Origin of the sequence: Pseudomonas sp. 2848 (assembly GCF_003253945.1) — a bacterium.
GTDB lineage: Bacteria > Pseudomonadota > Gammaproteobacteria > Pseudomonadales > Pseudomonadaceae > Aquipseudomonas.
This window is the reverse complement of sequence record NZ_QKZD01000018.1, coordinates 53890-71663: the sequence shown is the minus strand read 5'-3', so window position 1 is coordinate 71663 and position 17774 is coordinate 53890. Positions and strand designations below refer to the sequence as shown.

Annotated in this window: 16 protein-coding genes and 1 pseudogene; 12 read left to right on the top strand and 5 right to left on the bottom strand. The window is 67.5% G+C overall.

What is annotated here, in order from left to right; translation table 11 throughout:
* Positions 1 to 16: 16 nt before the first annotated feature.
* Complete coding sequence (locus DFS21_RS25050; protein ID WP_023632213.1) at positions 17 to 214, bottom strand: heavy-metal-associated domain-containing protein; 198 nt, start codon at positions 212 to 214, stop codon at positions 17 to 19.
* A gap of 146 nt (positions 215 to 360) precedes the next feature.
* On the opposite strand from DFS21_RS25050, the gene DFS21_RS25045 reads away from it, so the two are divergent.
* The 5 genes and pseudogenes from DFS21_RS25045 to DFS21_RS27440 all read left to right on the top strand — a co-directional run bounded on the left by DFS21_RS25045 (position 361) and on the right by DFS21_RS27440 (position 5739).
* Positions 361 to 747, top strand: a complete 387-nt coding sequence (locus DFS21_RS25045; protein ID WP_023632214.1) for a hypothetical protein — start codon at positions 361 to 363, stop codon at positions 745 to 747.
* Between the two features lie 54 nt (positions 748 to 801).
* Positions 802 to 3201, top strand: a complete 2400-nt coding sequence (locus tag DFS21_RS25040; protein WP_111533372.1) for a heavy metal translocating P-type ATPase — start codon at positions 802 to 804, stop codon at positions 3199 to 3201.
* Positions 3198 to 3602 (top strand): Cu(I)-responsive transcriptional regulator, encoded by a 405-nt coding sequence (gene cueR, locus DFS21_RS25035; RefSeq protein ID WP_023631307.1) that lies wholly within the window; start codon positions 3198 to 3200, stop codon positions 3600 to 3602. The genes DFS21_RS25040 and cueR overlap by 4 nt, the downstream gene beginning before the upstream one ends.
* A 190-nt stretch (positions 3603 to 3792) precedes the next feature.
* A pseudogene (locus DFS21_RS27445) lies at positions 3793 to 4881 on the top strand (cache domain-containing protein); the annotation flags it as partial.
* Positions 4882 to 4971: 90 nt separating this feature from the next.
* Positions 4972 to 5739, top strand: a complete 768-nt coding sequence (locus DFS21_RS27440; RefSeq protein ID WP_371918344.1) for a methyl-accepting chemotaxis protein — start codon at positions 4972 to 4974, stop codon at positions 5737 to 5739.
* A gap of 66 nt (positions 5740 to 5805) precedes the next feature.
* Here DFS21_RS27440 and DFS21_RS25025 read toward each other — a convergent pair whose 3' ends face one another.
* Both DFS21_RS25025 and DFS21_RS25020 read right to left on the bottom strand, forming a co-directional pair.
* The gene (locus DFS21_RS25025; protein ID WP_110703766.1) at positions 5806 to 6582 is read right to left on the bottom strand and encodes a helix-turn-helix transcriptional regulator; all 777 of its coding nucleotides are present in this window, start codon (positions 6580 to 6582) and stop codon (positions 5806 to 5808) included.
* A 59-nt stretch (positions 6583 to 6641) separates the two neighbouring features.
* The gene (locus DFS21_RS25020) at positions 6642 to 7919 is read right to left on the bottom strand and encodes an acetyl-CoA C-acetyltransferase (RefSeq protein ID WP_110703765.1); all 1278 of its coding nucleotides are present in this window, start codon (positions 7917 to 7919) and stop codon (positions 6642 to 6644) included.
* A gap of 115 nt (positions 7920 to 8034) precedes the next feature.
* On the opposite strand from DFS21_RS25020, the gene DFS21_RS25015 reads away from it, so the two are divergent.
* The 7 genes from DFS21_RS25015 to DFS21_RS24985 all read left to right on the top strand — a co-directional run bounded on the left by DFS21_RS25015 (position 8035) and on the right by DFS21_RS24985 (position 14687).
* Complete coding sequence (locus tag DFS21_RS25015; RefSeq protein WP_111533369.1) at positions 8035 to 9387, top strand: 3-oxoacyl-ACP reductase; 1353 nt, start codon at positions 8035 to 8037, stop codon at positions 9385 to 9387.
* A 2-nt stretch (positions 9388 to 9389) separates the two neighbouring features.
* Complete coding sequence (locus tag DFS21_RS25010) at positions 9390 to 10241, top strand: MaoC/PaaZ C-terminal domain-containing protein (protein ID WP_111533367.1); 852 nt, start codon at positions 9390 to 9392, stop codon at positions 10239 to 10241.
* 56 nt (positions 10242 to 10297) lie between these two features.
* Positions 10298 to 10603, top strand: a complete 306-nt coding sequence (locus tag DFS21_RS25005; RefSeq protein ID WP_111533383.1) for a MazG-like family protein — start codon at positions 10298 to 10300, stop codon at positions 10601 to 10603.
* On the top strand, positions 10600 to 11349 hold the full coding sequence (locus tag DFS21_RS25000) for a methyltransferase domain-containing protein (protein ID WP_046854140.1): 750 nt from the start codon (positions 10600 to 10602) through the stop codon (positions 11347 to 11349). Before DFS21_RS25005 ends, DFS21_RS25000 begins: the two co-directional genes overlap by 4 nt.
* Positions 11350 to 11369: 20 nt before the next feature.
* Positions 11370 to 12002, top strand: coding sequence for a DUF4136 domain-containing protein (locus tag DFS21_RS24995; protein ID WP_111533365.1), 633 nt, complete (start codon positions 11370 to 11372; stop codon positions 12000 to 12002).
* Between the two features lie 19 nt (positions 12003 to 12021).
* Positions 12022 to 12582, top strand: coding sequence for a DUF4136 domain-containing protein (locus tag DFS21_RS24990; protein WP_023630953.1), 561 nt, complete (start codon positions 12022 to 12024; stop codon positions 12580 to 12582).
* A gap of 149 nt (positions 12583 to 12731) precedes the next feature.
* A complete protein-coding gene (locus DFS21_RS24985) occupies positions 12732 to 14687 on the top strand; it encodes a pilus assembly protein TadG-related protein (RefSeq protein ID WP_256591622.1) in 1956 nt (651 codons plus the stop codon).
* Here the strand turns inward: DFS21_RS24985 and DFS21_RS24980 are convergent.
* Positions 14672 to 17308: a PAS domain-containing sensor histidine kinase gene (locus tag DFS21_RS24980; protein WP_256591620.1), complete on the bottom strand. Its 2637-nt coding sequence runs from the start codon at positions 17306 to 17308 to the stop codon at positions 14672 to 14674. The genes DFS21_RS24985 and DFS21_RS24980 overlap by 16 nt on opposite strands.
* Complete coding sequence (locus tag DFS21_RS24975) at positions 17305 to 17748, bottom strand: TadE family protein (protein WP_023632045.1); 444 nt, start codon at positions 17746 to 17748, stop codon at positions 17305 to 17307. Before DFS21_RS24975 ends, DFS21_RS24980 begins: the two co-directional genes overlap by 4 nt.
* Positions 17749 to 17774 lie beyond the last annotated feature (26 nt).

The following is a 17774-nucleotide window of genomic DNA, read 5'->3' as shown; positions in this document are numbered from 1 at the left end:
TGGACAATCCAGCCGTTCAGGCCACCTCGGCCTGATAGCCCTCTTCACGAATCGCCGCCAGGATCTGATCCGCCGCCAGCGCACTGTCCACCCGCACCTGCTTCGCCGCCAGGTCCACTTCCACCCGCGCCGCGGCGTCCTGCTCCTGCACCGCACGGGTCACGCCTTTCACGCAATGGCCACAGGTCATGCCTTGTACATTGAACACTTGCATAGGGGTTGCCTCCTTGTGGGTTTTGTCCACTTTCAGCCTTGCCATCGGGGCAAGGTCAAGTTCCGCGTCAAACGGCCGGGCTGGAAATCCGAGCGCGGCTCGGCCAAGCTGCGCCTTTGACGATTTTGGCAAGCAGGAGATTCTTCATGATCAGGGCAGCAATGAGCCTAGTCGGACTGCTGGGCGCGCTGGCCGTGGTGCCACCGGCCAGCGCCGAAGGCAACTCGGACTACAGCGTGCTGATGATTTCCCGGGAACGCCTGGAAGTGGCCAGCAGTTGCGAGATCGGTATCTACCTCAACGATCAGTTGGCCGGCCGGCTGTTCCAGGAGCAATCGACCTCGTTCAACCTGCCACCGGGCCCTGTCGATGTACGCTTGCGCCTGCTCCCCGGGCAGATGCCCGGTTGCGCCCCGGGTATCGAGGACCAACGCAGCACGCGCCTGACGTTGCAGGCGGGGCAGATCAAGAAGTACCGCATCGCCACAGGGCACAAGGGCCTGGAATTGAGGCAAGCCAACCTGGGCTATTGACCTTGCCCGCATGGCAAGGTTGATGCTGAAGGCCTATCCACGGAGGAGAGAGCCATGCCCGCATCCACCACCTTCGACCTGCCGATCAGCGGCATGACCTGCGCCAGTTGCGCAGGTCGGGTCGAACGCGCCCTGCGCAAGGTCACCGGCACCGAACATGTCAGCGTCAACCTGGCCACCGAGCAGGCCCGGGTCCAGGCGCCGGCCGACAGCCTGCCGGCATTGGTCGGCGCGGTGCGCGACGCCGGTTACAGCGTTCCCACCCGCACCCTCGAACTGCAGATCGGCGGCATGACCTGCGCCAGCTGCGCCGGCCGTGTCGAACGCGCCCTCGGCAAGCTGCCGGGGGTCGAGCAAGTCAGCGTCAACCTGGCCAGCGAACGCGCTCACCTCGAAGTCCTGCAGGCCGTCGATGCCGGCGTGTTGATCGCCGCGGTGGAAAAGGCCGGCTACAGCGCCAGCCTTCCGCGCACCGCCGACGATGACCAGGCCCAAGCCCAACGCCGCCTGCGCAACGAACGCCTGGCGGTCGGCGCCGCCCTGCTGCTGGCCCTGCCATTGGTATTGCCGATGCTGGCGCAACCCTTCGGTGTGCACTGGATGCTGCCGGCCTGGGCGCAGTTCCTGCTGGCCACGCCGGTGCAGTTCATCCTCGGCGCGCGCTTCTATGTCGCTGCCTGGAAGGCCGTGCGCGCCGGTGCCGGCAACATGGACCTGCTGGTCGCCCTGGGCACCAGCGCCGGCTACGGCCTGAGCCTGTACCAATGGGCCAACGCCCACGACGGCATGGAGCCGCACCTGTATTTCGAAGCCTCGGCGGTGGTCATCGCCCTGGTGCTGCTGGGCAAGTACCTGGAAAGCCGCGCCAAGCGCCAGACAGCCAGCGCCATCCGGGCGCTGGAAGCGCTGCGCCCGGAACGGGCGGTGCGGATCATCGAAGGGCGCGAGGAAGAGGTGGCGATCAGTCAGTTGCGCCTGGGCGACCGGGTGCTGGTCAAACCCGGCGAGCGCTTCCCGGTCGATGGTGAAGTGCTCGAAGGCAGCAGCCATGCCGATGAGGCGTTGATCAGCGGCGAAAGCCTGCCCGTGCCCAAGGCGCCTGGCGACTCGGTAACCGGTGGGGCCATCAACGGCGAAGGCCGGCTGCTGGTAAAAACCCTGGCCCTGGGCACCGAGACCGTGCTCGCCCGCATCATCCGCCTGGTCGAGGACGCCCAGGCGGCCAAGGCGCCCATCCAGAAGCTGGTCGACCGGGTCAGCCAGGTGTTCGTGCCGACGGTACTGGTGCTGGCGCTGATCACCCTGGTCGGCTGGTGGCTGGCCGGCGCGCCGCTGGAAACCGCCCTGATCAATGCCGTCGCCGTGCTGGTCATCGCCTGCCCGTGCGCCCTCGGCCTGGCCACGCCCGCCGCAATCATGGCCGGCACCGGCGTCGCCGCCCGCCACGGCATCCTGATCAAGGACGCCGAAGCACTGGAGCGTGCCCATGCGGTGAACAGCGTGGTGTTCGATAAGACCGGCACGCTCACCTCGGGCAGCCCGCGCATAGTCCACAGCCGGGCCAGCAGCGGCGACAACGGCGAATTACTGCGCCTGGCCGGCGCCCTGCAACGCGGCAGCGAGCACCCATTGGCCAAGGCGGTACTCGACGCCTGCGCCGAACAAGGCCTGCACGTGCCGCAGGTGGCTGACAGCCAGTCCCTCACCGGTCGCGGCATCGCCGGCCAGGTGGATGGCCGTGAACTGGCCCTGGGCAACCGTCGCCTGCTCGATGAAAACAGCCTGCCGCCGGGCGACCTGGCCGACAGTGCGCAGGCCTGGGAAGCCGAGGGTCGCACGCTGTCCTGGTTGATCGAACGCGGCCAGCAGCCACGCGTGCTCGGCCTGTTCGCCTTCGGCGACAGCCTCAAGCCCGGCGCCGGCGCGGCCATCGACGCGCTGCATGCGCGTGGCATCAGCAGCCACCTGCTGACAGGCGACAACCGTGGCAGCGCCAAGGTGGTGGCCGACGCCTTGGGCATCGATGACGTGCATGCCGAAGTGCTGCCGGCGGACAAGGCAGCTACAGTCGCCGCGCTCAAACAGGAAGGCGTGGTGGCTATGGTCGGCGACGGCATCAACGACGCCCCGGCACTGGCCGCAGCCGATATCGGCATCGCCATGGGCGGCGGCACCGACGTGGCCATGCAGGCCGCCGGCATCACCCTGATGCGCGGTGATCCGCGCCTGGTGCCCGCGGCATTGGACATCAGCCGCAAGACCTATGCGAAGATCCGCCAGAACCTGTTCTGGGCCTTCATCTACAACCTGGTCGGCATCCCCCTGGCCGCCCTCGGTTACCTCAACCCGGTACTGGCCGGCGCCGCCATGGCCCTGTCCAGCGTCAGTGTGGTCAGCAACGCCCTGTGGCTGAAAACCTGGAAACCCACCGCCATCGACCAGGAGGCGCCATGAACATCGGCCAGGCCGCCCGCCGCAGCGGGCTCAGCGCCAAGATGATCCGCTACTACGAGTCCATCGGACTGTTGCGCCCCGCCACGCGCAGCGAAAGCGGCTATCGCCTGTACCAGCAGGAAGACCTGCACAGCCTTGCGTTTATCAAACGCTCGCGGGACCTGGGCTTCTCCCTGGACGAAGTCGCCAAGCTGCTGACCCTGTGGCAGGACCGCCAGCGCGCCAGCGCCGACGTGAAGGCCCTGGCCATGCAGCATATCGACGCGCTGAACCAGCGCATCGAGGAGTTGGTGAGCCTGCGCGACACCCTCGGTGAGCTGGTGGCCCACTGCCAAGGCGATGACCGCCCGGACTGCCCGATCCTCAAGGACCTGGCCAATGGCAGCGGCTGCTGTCACTGAGGGCGACGTCTGCGGGAGCGGGAGCTCCTGCGGACACCTTTTGGTATGCCATATTAGCCAGACCCGACCGATATCCCCTTGAAAAGCCTTTTCACCCAATAAATACGGGCGTTCGCCTACATAAAGCCCAGGCTTTGCCGATGCACTGTTACAGCCTCGTGCAACGACAAGAACAACTCTGGGAGCGTGGATGAACATCAAGCAGAAACTCACCTGGGCCTTCGCCATCATCGCCGGCCTGCCCATCGTCCTGGTCGCCACCCTGGTGGTGCTCAACCTGCGCGGCGAAGCCCGCGACGATTTTCTCGACAACAGCAGCCGGGAGATTCGCCAGGTCGGCAACGCCATGGACATCTTCTTCCAGGGCATCACCCAGAACGTCGACTACCTGGCCGCGCAACCCCTGGTGGCGGCCGCGGCTGACAACGTCAAGAAGCACATCAGCGCCGATGCCGCCAACATCGCCCCCGGCGAGCAGGACAAGGCGCTGTTCGACCTGTTCAGCCGCCTGGCCCAGAGCCACCCGGACTACGCCTATGTGTCCTACGGCCTGAAGGACGGCGGCTACGCGTTCTGGCCGGGCGATCCGAAAATGGCCAACTACGACCCGCGCACCCGCCCCTGGTACCAAGCGGCCATGGCCAACCCCGGCAAGACCCTGCGCACCGCGCCCTACTACTGGGCCGGCGACGACGCCGTGCTGGTCAGCACCGTGCGCGCCGTGGCCAACACGCTGGGCAACCCGGGCGGCGTGGTCAACATCGATGTGTCGCTCAAGGGCCTGACCGAGATCGTCAAGCAGATCAAGCTGGGCGAGAGCGGCTACCTGATCCTCATGGAAAACAATGGCAACGTGATGGTCGATCCGCGCGACGCCAGCCACAATTTCAAGCAGCTCGCCAGCCTGGGCGACGGCTACGCCGAGCTGGCCAAGGCCGGCAAGGGCCTGGCCGAAGTGCAGTTGAACGGCGAGCGCTACATGGCCAACGTCTACCCCGACGAGAAACTGGGCTGGACCTTCATCGGCCTGATCCAGCAAGACGAGGTGATGCAGACCACCACCCGTCTTACCTGGCTGATCGGCGTCGTCGCGTTGATCCTGGCCGCCGTGTTCGCCGTGGTGGGCGCGGCGTTCGCCAAGCTCATCGTGCGCCCGATCAACAGCGTCACCAGCGGCCTGGAGGACATCGCCCAGGGTGAAGGCGACCTGACCCGCAACCTGGAGATTCGCGGCCGCGACGAAACCGCCCAGCTGGCCAGCTGGTTCAACCAGTTCCTCGGCGCCATCCGCAGCCTGATCCAGCACATCGGCGGTGCGGCGAGCAAGATCCTCAGCACCTCCAACAGCTCGACCCGCGTCTCCGGCGACATGGCCGAAGCCGCCGGGCGCCAGCGCGAGGCGGTGGACATGGTGTCCACCGCCTTCCATGAGATGGTCGCCACCGCCAACGAAGTGGCCCGTTCCTGCAGCCAGGCCGCGCAATCGGCCGACAGCGGCCAGCAGCAGGCCCGCGAAGGGCAGCAGCAGATCGACGCGGCGGTGCAGAGCGTCGATCGCCTGAGCCAGGAAATCGAGCAGTCGGCGCAGTCGATCCAGCAGCTGGAACGCGACAGCAATGCCATCCAGTCGATCCTCGGCACCATCCGCTCGATAGCCGAACAGACCAACCTGCTGGCGCTCAACGCCGCCATCGAGGCCGCACGCGCCGGTGAGCAGGGCCGCGGCTTTGCCGTGGTCGCCGACGAAGTCCGCGCCCTGGCCAAGCGCACCGCCGACTCCACCGCCGAGATCGACGGCCTGCTCGGCAACCTGGCCAGCCGCACCGCCCAGGTGGCCGAACAGATGCACGCCAGCATCGAGGTGTCGCAGCAGTCGGTCAGCCGTATCGGCCTGGCCCGCGACAGCTTCGGCCAGATCCGCGAATCGGTGGATGTCATCCGCGACATGAACACCCAGATCGCCACCGCCGCCGAGGAACAGCACCAGGTGGCCGAGGACATCAACCGCCACATCAGCCAGATCCATGGCGATGCGCAACTGGTGGCGGAACTGGCCCAGGCGGCGCGCCAGGACTCCGAGAGCCTGGCCGGGTTGTCCAACGAGCTGGATGCGCTGGTGCGCAGGTTCAGGACCTGAGTCGCCGTCGGTGGGCACGCGCGCTCTTGTAGATGCGCGGTTGCCCACCGACCGGCCTTCTACCGACTACAGGCGAAGCTCCCCCGGCGTCGCCCCGAACAACTGCTTGAACGCGGCAATGTAGGCCGAGGTCGAGTCATAGCCACAGCCCAGCGCCGCCTGGGTGACGCTCTCCCCCGCCTCCAGCAGCGCCAGCGACGTCAACAGGCGCATGCGCTGGCGCCAGTTGCGAAAGCTCAGCCCCGTCTCGCGCTGGAACAGGCGCATCAGGGTCTTTTCCGACACCCCCAGTTGCACGGCCCACTGCTGCAAGGTCTGCACCTGGTCGGGCGCGGCGATCAGCCCGTTGCACAGCGCCAGCAAACCCGGATGGCGCGGCAATGGCAGCGAGAAGCCCACCTGCGGCAGGGTGCGCAGCTGGTCCAGCAACACCGCCACCAGCCGCGCCTCGGCACTGTCGCCTTCCGGATAGGCCACCACGAAGGTGCAGAACTGCTTGATCAGCTCGCGCGCCAGCGGCGTGACCTCCAGCACCCGGCATTCGCTGGGCGACCATGGGCAGGCATCGCTGCGTACATACAGGCTGCGCATCTCGGCCCGCATCGAGGTCACCACCTCGTGCTCGGTACCGGCCGGGATCCACACGCCCCATTGCGGTGGGGCGAAGTAGCTGCCGTCGCTGGTGTACACGCCAAGCACCCCGCTGATGGCGTAGGAGAACTGCACCCAGTCGTGGCGGTGGCGGGTGGTCCAGGAGCCGGCGCCGAGGCTCTCGGCGCGGGCGTAGAGCGGCCTGGGCAAGTGGTCCAGCGTGGGGATGGGGCGCGGGCCGATAGTCGACATGATGGGGCCTGGTGTCTCGGGACGGACAAGGGTATCAGCCATCGCAGTCAACGCCGAACCTATCGCTCGATGATCGCCGTCACCCCCTGTCCGCCCGCCGCGCAGATGGAGATCAGGCCGCGCCCCTTGCCCCGCTCGCTGAGCAGCTTGGCCATGTTCGCCAGAATCCGCCCGCCCGTCGCGGCGAACGGGTGCCCTGCAGCCAGCGAACTGCCCTTCACGTTCAACCTGGTACGGTCAATCGCACCGAGCGGCGCATCGAGCCCCAGCCGTGTGCGGCAGTAGTCGGCATCTTCCCAGGCCTTGAGAGTGCACAGCACCTGGGCGGCAAAGGCTTCGTGGATTTCGTAGAAATCGAAGTCCTGCAAGGTCAGGCCGTTGCGTGCCAGCAGCCGTGGCACCGCGTACACCGGCGCCATCAGCAGGCCCTCCTGGCCATGGACGAAATCCACCGCCGCCGCCTCGCCGTCGACCAAGTAGGCCTGCACCTTGAGGCCATGTTCCTCAGCCCAGGCCTCGCTGCCGAGCAGCACCAGCGAGGCGCCATCGGTCAGCGGCGTGGAGTTGCCCGGCGTGAGCGTGCCTAGGCCGCTGCGCTCGAACACCGGCTTGAGCTTGGCCAGCTGTTCCAGGGTGAGGTCGGTGCGCAGGTTGTTGTCGCGGGTCAGGCCCAGGTAAGGCGTGAGCAGGTCGTCGTGCCACCCCTCGCGATAGGACGCCGCCAGGTGCTGGTGGCTGAGCAGCGCCAGCGCATCCTGGTCACCACGCTCGATCTGCCAGGTTTGCGCCATACGCTCGCAATGCTCGCCCATCGACAGCCCCGTGCGCGGCTCGCCGTTGCGCGGCAGCTCGGGTTTGAGCAGGCCCGGACGCAACTTGAGGAAAGGCTTGAGACGCTCGCCAAGGCTCTTGCCACGGTTGGCCTGCAGCAGGATCTGGCGCAGCCCTTCGCTCACGGCGATGGGGGCGTCCGAGGTAGTGTCGACGCCGCCAGCGATGCCACTGTCGATCTGCCCCAGGGCGATCTTGTTGGCCACCAGCAACGCCGCCTCCAGCCCGGTGCCGCAGGCCTGCTGGATATCGTAGGCCGGCGTCTGCGGCGACAAGCGCGAGCCGAGCACGCACTCGCGGGTCAGGTTCATGTCACGCGAGTGCTTGAGCACCGCCCCCGCCGCGACCTCGCCCAGGCGCAGCCCATGCAGGCGGTAGCGCTCCACCAGGCCTTCGAGGGCGGCGGTGAGCATCGCCTGGTTGCTGGCCTTGGCGTAGGCGCCATTGGAGCGGGCGAAGGGAATCCGGTTGCCCCCCAGGATCGCGACCCGGCGAATTGACTGCATGCCTGTTCCTCCTGAAACAATTTGAGCCTTAAGACTAGGTTCTTTTCGGCTATTCGAACGACCCTGCCACAAAGTTGGTCCACACTTGCATGCTTGCCTTCAGGGAGAACCGTACATGAGCGACCGCTATCTGGGCTTTGCCAACTCCACCCTTGGCCGCAAACTGGTCGATGCCCTCGGCATGCCGCGCCCGGTGCCGCTGGAGCGCTGGCAGGCCGGGCGCCTGCGCCCCATCGAGGGCGCGCTGGTGCTCGGTGGCGGCCCGCTGGCCAGCCAGGTGGCGGCAATCGCCCCACGCCTGACCGCCGATTGCTATGGCTTCGACGCCGAAGCGCTCGACGCCCCCGCCTGGGTCGCGGGCCTGGGGCCGAAACTCAAAGCCGTGGTGTTCGATGCCAGTCACTTGTCCGACAGCGATGCGCTCAAGCAGTTGCGCGAATTCTTCCAGCCCTTGCTGCGCAGCCTGGCCCCCAGTGCCCATGTGATGATTCTGGGGCGCGCCCCGGAAAGCCTGGACGATGCGCAAGCCAGTGTCGCCCAACGCGCCCTGGAGGGTTTCAGCCGTTCGCTGGCCAAGGAGTTGCGCAATGGCGCCACGGCAAACCTCTTGTATGTCGGTGACGGCGCCGAAGACCAGCTCGAAGGCGCGCTGCGCTTCTTCCTCTCGCCCAAGAGCGCCTTCGTTTCCGGGCAGGTCCTGCGCCTGTCGGCGTGCGCCGCCCAGGTCGAAGACTGGACCCGCCCGCTGGCCGGCCGTCACGCCCTGGTCACCGGTGCCGCGCGCGGTATCGGCGCTGCCATCGCCGAAACCCTGGCCCGCGATGGCGCCGAAGTGACTTTGCTCGACGTGCCCCAGGCGCAGCGCGACCTCGACGCCCTCGCCGCGCGCCTGGGTGGCCGTGCCCTGGCCCTGGACATTTGCGCCGCCGATGCCGCCGCGCAGTTGCTCGATGCCCTGCCGCAAGGCCTGGACATCGTGGTGCACAACGCCGGCATCACCCGCGACAAGACCCTTGCCAACATGACCCCGGAATACTGGGACGCGGTGCTGGCCGTCAACCTCAAGGCCCCGCAGGTGCTGACCCAGGCGCTGTTCGAGGGTGGCAAGCTGCACCGCGACGCGCGCATCACCCTGCTCGCCTCGGTCAGCGGCATCGCCGGCAACCGCGGCCAGTCCAACTATGCGGCCAGCAAGGCTGGGCTGATCGGTTTCGCCCAGACCTGGGCGCCGCGCCTGGCCGAACAGGGCGCCAGTATCAACGCCGTGGCGCCGGGCTTTATCGAAACGCACATGACCGCGGCCATGCCCATGGGCCTGCGCGAGGCTGGCCGACGCCTGAGCTCGCTCGGCCAGGGTGGCTTGCCGCAAGATGTCGCCGAAGCCATCGCCTGGCTCAGCCAGCCGGGCTCCGGCGCGGTCAACGGCCAGGCCCTGCGGGTCTGTGGCCAGGCCTTGATGGGAGCCTGACCATGACCCGACCCTGGCACGATCTGCACAGCCCCGACTCACGTCTGAGCCTCTACCGGCGCGCCCTGGGCAAACGCAAGATCCGTGGCAGCCAGTTGCCGGAGACAGGCCTGCGCTGCTACCTGCGGGTCGACGGCACCAACCTGGCGGCCTATCGTCGGCTCTGCCACTTCGCCGATGACGGCCGCCTGCCCGGCACCTACCCACACGTCATGGCCTTCAGCCTGCAATTGCAGTTGCTTACCGGCGACGACTTCCCCTTCCCCCTGCTCGGGCTGGTGCACCTGCACAACAGCCTGCAGGTGCTGCGCCCGCTGGGCGGCATCGATGGGCTGCACTTCGTGGTGTACGCCGACAACCTGCAGCCTCACGAAAAGGGCGGCACTTTCGACCTGGTGACCGAAGCGGAGGACGGGCTCGGGCTGCTCTGGCGCGAGACCAGCCGCATGCTGGTACGCGGTCTCAAGCTAGAGCAACAGGCCACCACCGCCACCACAGAAGCACCCGCCGCACTGCCCGAGACCACCCGCTGGTACGCCGATAGCGACATCGGCCGGCGCTATGCCAAGGTCTGCGGCGACTACAACCCGATCCACCTGAGCAGCCTCAGCGCACGTCTGTTCGGTTTCCCCAAGGCCATCGCCCATGGCATGTGGAGCAAGGCCATGGCGCTGGCGGCGCTGCAGGGTCACCTGCCGAAAGCCGGATATGAATTCGCGGTGGACTTCCACAAGCCGGTGCGCTTGCCGTCGGAGGTAGTGCTGAGCGCCAGCGCGGCAGGGCCGGCCGGCGAGCTGCGCCTGGATGGCCACGGGGGGCTGGTGCACATGGTTGGCAGCTGGCGCGCACGCTGATCGGGCTTGCTTTGCAAGGAACCTCGCCGGAAGCTATGCGCCACGAGGAGACCCCGATGAACCTGCCAGAACTGACCGAACGCCTGCACCGCATCCGCGACACCAACGACTGGAGGGGTTTCCACAGCCCGAAGAACCTGGCCATGGCCGCCAGCGTCGAAATGGCCGAGCTGGTGGAGATCTTCCAGTGGCTGAGCGAAGACCAGTCCCGCCAGCTGCCTGCCGACCAGCTTGCCCACGCCGGCCAGGAAGTGGGCGATATCGTCCTCTACCTGCTGCTGTTGTGCAGCGAGCTTGGCCTGGACATGAACGAGGTGGTGCGGGCCAAACTCGCCGACAGCGAAAGGCGCTTCGCCAAATGAACGACCGTCATTTCGATGAACTGGCCAGCCGCTTCGCCGAGAAGATCTATGGCGGCGCCAAGGGGGCGATCCGCCTGGCGGTGCTCCAGGCCGACCTGGCCGAAACGTTGCCCGACCGCCCGTTGCGGGTGCTCGACATCGGCGCCGGCCTGGGCCACATGGCCCTGTGGCTGGCCCAGCGCGGCCACCAGTTGACCCTCGCCGAGCCCGCCGCGCCGATGCTCGACGGCGCCCGTGCGCGCTTCGCCGAGGCCGGCCAGCAGGCCACGTTCATCCAGGCGCCCTGGCAAGACCTGCTTGGCCAGCTCACCGAGCCCTACGACCTGGTGCTGTGCCACGCGGTGCTCGAATGGCTGGCCGAACCCGAAAGCATCCTGCCGGTGCTGCACCAGTTGACCGCGCCGGGCGGCTGGCTGTCGCTGGCCTTCTACAACCGCGACGCGCTGGTCTACCGCAACCTGCTCAAGGGGCATTTCCGCAAGCTGCGACACAACCGCCTGGCCGGCGAGAAGCAGAGCCTGACGCCACAGAAACCACTTGATCCACGCGAGCTCAAGGCGCAACTTGATCCCATGTGGCAGGTCGAAAGCGAAAGCGGCGTGCGGGTGTTCCACGACTACATGCCCAAGGAGTTCCAGGCCAAGGCCGAGCTACTCGACCTGCTGGAGATGGAGCTGGCGCACCGGCGCCACCCCAGCTTCGCCGGCTTGGGTCGTTACCTGCACTGGATCTGCCGACCCCACTGACCCGCCCGCCAGGAGGATACATGCCGTACCGTCTGTTCTGCCTGGCCCTGCTCCCCCTTGCCCTGGCCGCCTGCCAGGGCAGCAACCCCTATGTCGCCAGCGGCAAGCCGCTGCCACCGGCACCGCCCCAGGCCGCCGGCACTTTCGACGCCAGCGCCTACCCCACGCCACCGCGCGACTATGGCCGTTACCGCAGCTGGAGCTGGCGCAACAGCCAGCCCCCCGGCGGCCTGGCGAACGCCACGCCGGGCCAGCTGGCCGACGCGGTCAGCAGCGCCCTCGACCAACACGGCCTGCGCCCGGCCCACAATGCCCCTGCCGACCTGCTGGTCAGCGCCGATGTTCGCCTGGAGCGGCGCCTGCGCCAGGTGCGCGACTACGACTACGATCCCTATTACGGCCCCTACCCCTATGGCAGCGTCGGCTACGGCGGCTACCGCAATGGTTATAGCGCCTATGGCAGCGTGCCGATCGTGCGCACCTACCAGGTCGAGGTGATGGTTGTGCGCATCGACCTGTTCGATGCCCGCAACGGCCAGCCGGTGTGGAGCGCCAGCGCCGAAAGCGGCAGCGACAAAGACTCGCCGCGTGAACGCGAAAGCGCCCTGCGCGAGTCGGTGAGCAAGGCGATGAGCGGCTATCCTCCCAGCTGACCCTTTACGGAGAACCATCATGTTGCGCCGTCTCGTACTTCTGTCCTTCGCCCTGCTGCTGGCGGCCTGTTCGAGTAACAACGTGCAGCAGGACTTCGATGCCAGCCGCGACTTCGCCGCCTACCGCAGTTGGGCCTGGCAGGAGCCGGCCCTGCAATACCGTCCGGACGATCCACGGATCAAGAGCGACCTGACCGAGCAGCGCATCCGCCAGGCGGTCGCCGGGCAGCTCGACCAGCGTGGCCTGCGCCCGGTCCAGGGCAGTGCCCGGGCCGATGTGAAGGTGCGCGCCTACCTGATCGTCGAGGACCGCCAACAGCAGATCACCACCAACTACGGCGGCGCCTGGGGTGGTTACTGGGGAGGCTACTGGGGCGGGCCGATGTACAACGAGACCCGCAGCGTCGACTACAAGGTGGCGACCATCCAGGTCGACCTGTTCGATGGCCGTGACGGCAAGCTGGTATGGCGTGGCAGCGCCGAGCAGATCATGAACAACTACCCACCCAGCCCGCAGGAACGCAACGCGGCGATCCAGAAGACCGTGACCCAGGTACTGAGCAACTACCCGCCACATTGAGCCCCAGATCGCGGGGCAAACCCGCTGCCCCGCCCCCGCGATGCGCCGCTGGGACGGGGCACTTCGATCAAGGCAACTTGCCATCACCTTGACTACACTCCTTGCACCGCTGCCGCGCTGCCGGGCCACAGGCCGGCAAAGGAGTGCCCGTGGTTCCCCGTTCCGTTGTGCGCCAACGCGGCGCGATCGGCCTGATGGCCGCGCTGACCATGGGCCTGGCCCTGGTGTTCATGCTCCTGACCGTCGACAGCGGCCGCCTCTACCTCGAACAACGCAAGCTGCAACGCATCGCCGACATGGCCGCGCTGGAAGCCGCCGGGCATGACGGCGCCTGCACCGGCAGCGGCCCGCAGGCATCCACCCTGGCCCGCACCGCCGCCACCCGCAACGGCCATTCGCCGCTCAACCCGCTGATCGCCAGCTGCGGCTACCTGCGCACCGGCAATGACAACCTGCGCACCTTCACTGCCGACAATCAGCGCAACGAGGCGATCAAGGTCGAGGTCAGCAATGTGGTGGTCACCAGCTTCGCCGGTGGCATCTACGCGCTGGTGCAGGGCGGTGCCATCGCCCGCACCACTACCCTGCGCGCCAGCGCGGTGGCCGCAAGCCCAGGGCCGCCCCAGGCAATGCTGAGCATTCGCAGCACACTGCTGCAGGTCAGTTCGATGCAGTCGGCCATTCTCAACGCCCTGCTGAAGGCCATCGGCGCCAGCACGCAACTCACCGTGCTGGGCTGGCAAGGCATCGCCGATACCCAGCTCAACCTGCTCGATTACCTCGACGCACTGTCCACCGACCTGCACCTGAACCTGGGCGACTACCAGCAACTGCTGAACCTCCAGACCACCGCCGACAAGCTGCTGGACGTTGCCGTCAAGGTTCTGCAGCAAAGCGGCGCCGCCGTGGAGGTGACCGGCAATCTGCTCAAACTCGCCGCGGACCTGAAAGGGCCGATCACTCTGGGTCAGTTGCTCAACCTGCAGACCGGCACCGTCCAGGCAGGCCTGGACGCGAACGTGCAAGTGCTGCAACTGGTCCAGGCGATGATTCAGCTGGCGGCTAATCGACAAGCGGTGAATGCCGAGATCCCTATCACCGCGCTGGGCCTGATCAACGGCCGCGTATACCTGAAGGTGATCCAGCCCCCGCAGAACTCCGCCGTAGGCGACCCGCGCAGCGATGAGTTGCGCGTCCATACCGCGCAGATCCGCGCGCTGGTATCACTGGACCTGCCCCTGCTGACCGGCATCGCCGGTTTGCTCAATGCCGTGCTGGACCTGGCGGCGCCCTTGACCAACGTGCTCAACAACCTGCTCAGCCTGAACCTGCTGGGCACCGTGCAGTCGCTGACCTGCGCCCTGGGCATCCCGTGCAAGGTCAGCGACATCAAGCTGCTGGACAGCCAGGTGCATATCGATATCGGCATCGAAGTGGCTGAAGGCACCAGCCGCCTGCGCCCGGCGCCACCCGACAACTACAGCTGCGCGCCCAAGAGCCTGACCACCCTCACCCAGCGCTCGGCGGCGAGGATCGCGATCGGCAAGTTCGACTCACCGGCCGACTTCCTCAGCAAGGGGCCTGACCTGGTGAAAGTGCAGGCCCTGCCGGTCATCGATATCGGCACCAATGTCTGCAGCCGCCTGCTGATCCTGCCGCCGTCCTGCGGCACACGCGTGCCCTATGCCGGCGGCGGTATCGGCCTGCGGGTGGACACCAAGCTGCTCGGCAGCGGCCCGACGGAAAAACCACTGGTCTTCGCCGACGACCATGCACCGCGAAATATCGGCCAGGATCCGATGTTCCAGCCCATGGATAGCGACCAGGCCCAGGTGGTGGGCAGCCTGTCCGGCACACTTGCCGGTGTACATCTGGAAGCCTACAGGCCCACTGCCAACAGCGGCCTCGGCCAGGTGCTGGTGCTCACCGCCGGCCTGCTGGACGGGGTGAAGAACATCCTCGAGCCGATCATCAGGAACCTGCTCAGCCCCCTGCTCGATCCACTGGTCAACGGCTTGCTCAAGGTGCTGGGCATCGACCTGGCCAACGCCGAGGTCGGCGCCAACCTCAGTTGCTCCAGCGGCCACGCTCAGCTGGTGCAGTGAACCGGCAGGTCGATGCAGAAGCACGCACCCTCGGGCGAGTTGCTCACTGTCAGCTCGCCGCCCATCTGACTGACGATGCCATGGCTGACCGATAGCCCCAGGCCGGTGCCGACACCGGCCGGCTTGGTGGTGAAGAAGGGTTCGAAGATGCGCTCGTGCAGCCGCGCATCGATGCCGCCGGCATTGTCCTCCACCAGCAGCCACAGCCGCTCGCCATGCAGCTCCTGACGCACGCGGATCCACGGCTGCGCCACCTGTTGCTCGAGCAAGGCATCGCGGGCGTTGACCATCAGGTTGATCAGCACCTGCTCCAGCTGGTCCTGATGCCCGAGCACTTGCGGCATCGCCTCGGGCGACTCGAGGTGCAGCGCCACGCCCTTGCCGCGCAAGCCCTCCTCGAGCAACCCCCGGGCGCCCTGCACCGCGCCCCACGCGGCGAAGCGCTCGCACTCGACAGTCGAACGCCGGCCATACACGCGCATGTGCTCGACCAGCCGGGCAGCGCGCGCTACCTGCGCCTCGATGCGACGCAACTTGTCCTCCAGGTAGGCCGGATCGGCGGCGCCGTTCTCCAAGCGCTTGAGCGCATTGACCACCGCCATGCGCATCACGTTGAGCGGTTGATTGATCTCGTGCAGCAGGCCGGTGGCCAACTCGCCGAGGGTGGCCATCTTGGCACCCTGCAACAGCTGCTGCTGGCTGCGCCGCACCTCGGTGTTGTCGCGGCCCACGGCCTGCACCTCGAGCAGGCGGCCTTCGCCGTCGAACAGGCCGCGGTCGGCCCAGACCCACCAGGCATGCTCACGGCCAGGCAACTGCAGGCAGATCTCCGCGCTGCTCACCGGTTGCTCGGGCGTCAGTGCCCGCAGGCGCTGGAGAAATGCATCGCGCTGGTCGGCGGACAACCATTGGCCCAGGTCGGCACCCTGCAACTGCTCGGGCGTGCAACCCAAGTAATCGGCCAACGGCCGGTTGCCGAACAGCACGGTGAGGTCCGGGCGATAGCGGCAGATCATCGCCGGCGAGTCCTCCACCAGCACCCGATAGCGTTCCTCGCTCTGGCGCATGCGCTCGGCGGCCTCGGTGGCTTCGCTGATGTCCAGCCACAGGCCGACCACTTCCAGCGGCTGGCCGAGGTCGTCACGCAGCAGGCGGGCCTCGTCGAGCATCCAGTGGTAACCACCAAGGTGGTCACGCAGGCGATAGCGGCAACGCACCAGGCCATCGCGCAGCAGGCTGCGGGTGCGCTCCAGCCACAGCGACCGGTCATCGGGGTGCACCGCCAGGCCCGGCTGACGGGCGAGTTCGCCGTCGGCCTCCCAGCCCAGCAACGGCGCCAGGCTGGCACTGTAGAAATCGCTGTGCAGCGCGCCCTCGGCATAGCGTTGCACGTAGATCACCGCGGGTGAGCGGGCAATCAGGTTCTCCAGCCGCGCCCGGGCCGCGCCGGCCTGTTGCTCCTGGGCCTTGAGGGCACTGATATCGAGCAGGAAACCGCGCAGTTGGCCGCCCCGGCCCTGGCCGGCCCAATGGAACCAGCGCGGCGCCGCGAGCGGGTCACGGTCCAGCAGACGCACGCCCAGGCTCAACGCCTGCCCGGCACGGGCCTGGTCCAGGGCCAGCTGCGCCGGCTCGCGGTCGGCCGGGTGCAAGCGGGCAAGCCATTGCGCCAGGCTGGTACAGCTGGCCAACCCGAGGGTCGCGGCCAGGGCCGGGTCCAACTGCAGGTCGCCGTGCGCCGGCCACTCCCACCACCCCGCGCCCAACTGCTGCTGCAGGTCGTCGAGATGATGGGCCTGGTGCTGCAGTTGCTGGCGGCGATGCCGTACCAGCAGCGGCTCGGTCAAGCTGCGCACCAGGGCCATGGCCATGTCGACCGCAGGCATCTGGTGCGCCCCGGCGCACAACATCCAGGCCTCGGCCTCCAGCCCTTGCCGATAGGGCACCAGGAACAGCGAGGCACCTCCGCACAGGGCGAGCAGTTCAGGGTCGTCGCGCACCTCGATCAGGGTGTGGGCCGGCCACTGGTCCAGTCTGTCCCGCAACCGACGGTCATCGGGCCAGGGCCAGGCATCGTCGCTACTGGCGAAGTGGCGCCAGCCGCCCGGTTCGCGCAGCACCAGGCGCAATGCGGCGGCCTGCCAATGTTCAGCGAGGCTGCGCAACTGCTCGCGCACCGTCTGCGCCAGGCGCTCGGCGCCGCATTCGCGCAGGGCATGGCCGATCTCTCCGAGCAGCGGCCGCTGGCGATCCCAGCGCTGTTCGCGGAGCAGGTCGCCGATATCGAACAGTTGCAGCATCCAGCCCTGCTCGTGGCGTTGCAGCCAACCGCGGGTGTGCAGGGCGTGGCCCATGACCGTATGGAAATCCAGGTCCAGTGGCTGCCCCTGCCAGTCGGCGGGGTGGCCTTCGAGCACCAGCCAGCTGTGTCGCTCAAGGTAGTCGTGCACCCGCGCGCCAGCCTGGCCGGGCAATGCCAGCAGGCTGCGCAGCGGGCCGGCCAGGCGCAGCACCCGCGCCTGGTCGTCGAGCCACAGTTGCAGGCCCACGGCGGGTGTCGCCTCGGGCACCTGGGCGGGGGTCGGCGCGGCGAACCAGCGGTCGAACAAGCCACCACTCACAGTTGCAGGCTCGCCTGGGCCTGCAACCGCGCGGGCAGCTTGGGCACGTCACCGATCACGGGCAGCAACAGCGTCGGCAAGACGCGATTGAGGCGTTCGCGGGGATAGTCGATCACCACCGTCAGCACCTTGTCCGTGCCCACGGTAACCCGGGTATCGGTATTCACATTGAAGCCCAGCGCATTGGGCATCCACGCCAGTTGCTGGCCGATCACCTGGCGAGCCAGCCCCTGCACGTCCAGCTCGTAGGTCTGGCTGCTCGGGTCCACAGCCACGCAACGGCGCACCGCTTCGCTGCTGGCCTGGTTGAACGACTGCAGCATGAGCATCGGCAAGGCGTAGCTGACCAGGCCGTAGAACACCGCGAAAAACACCATGAATACCGCGACAAACTCGATGGCAGCCGCGCCTTTTTGTTGTCCCGCCGGGCCTGCTTTCATGTTCGCGTCTACCCTGACTGTGAGAC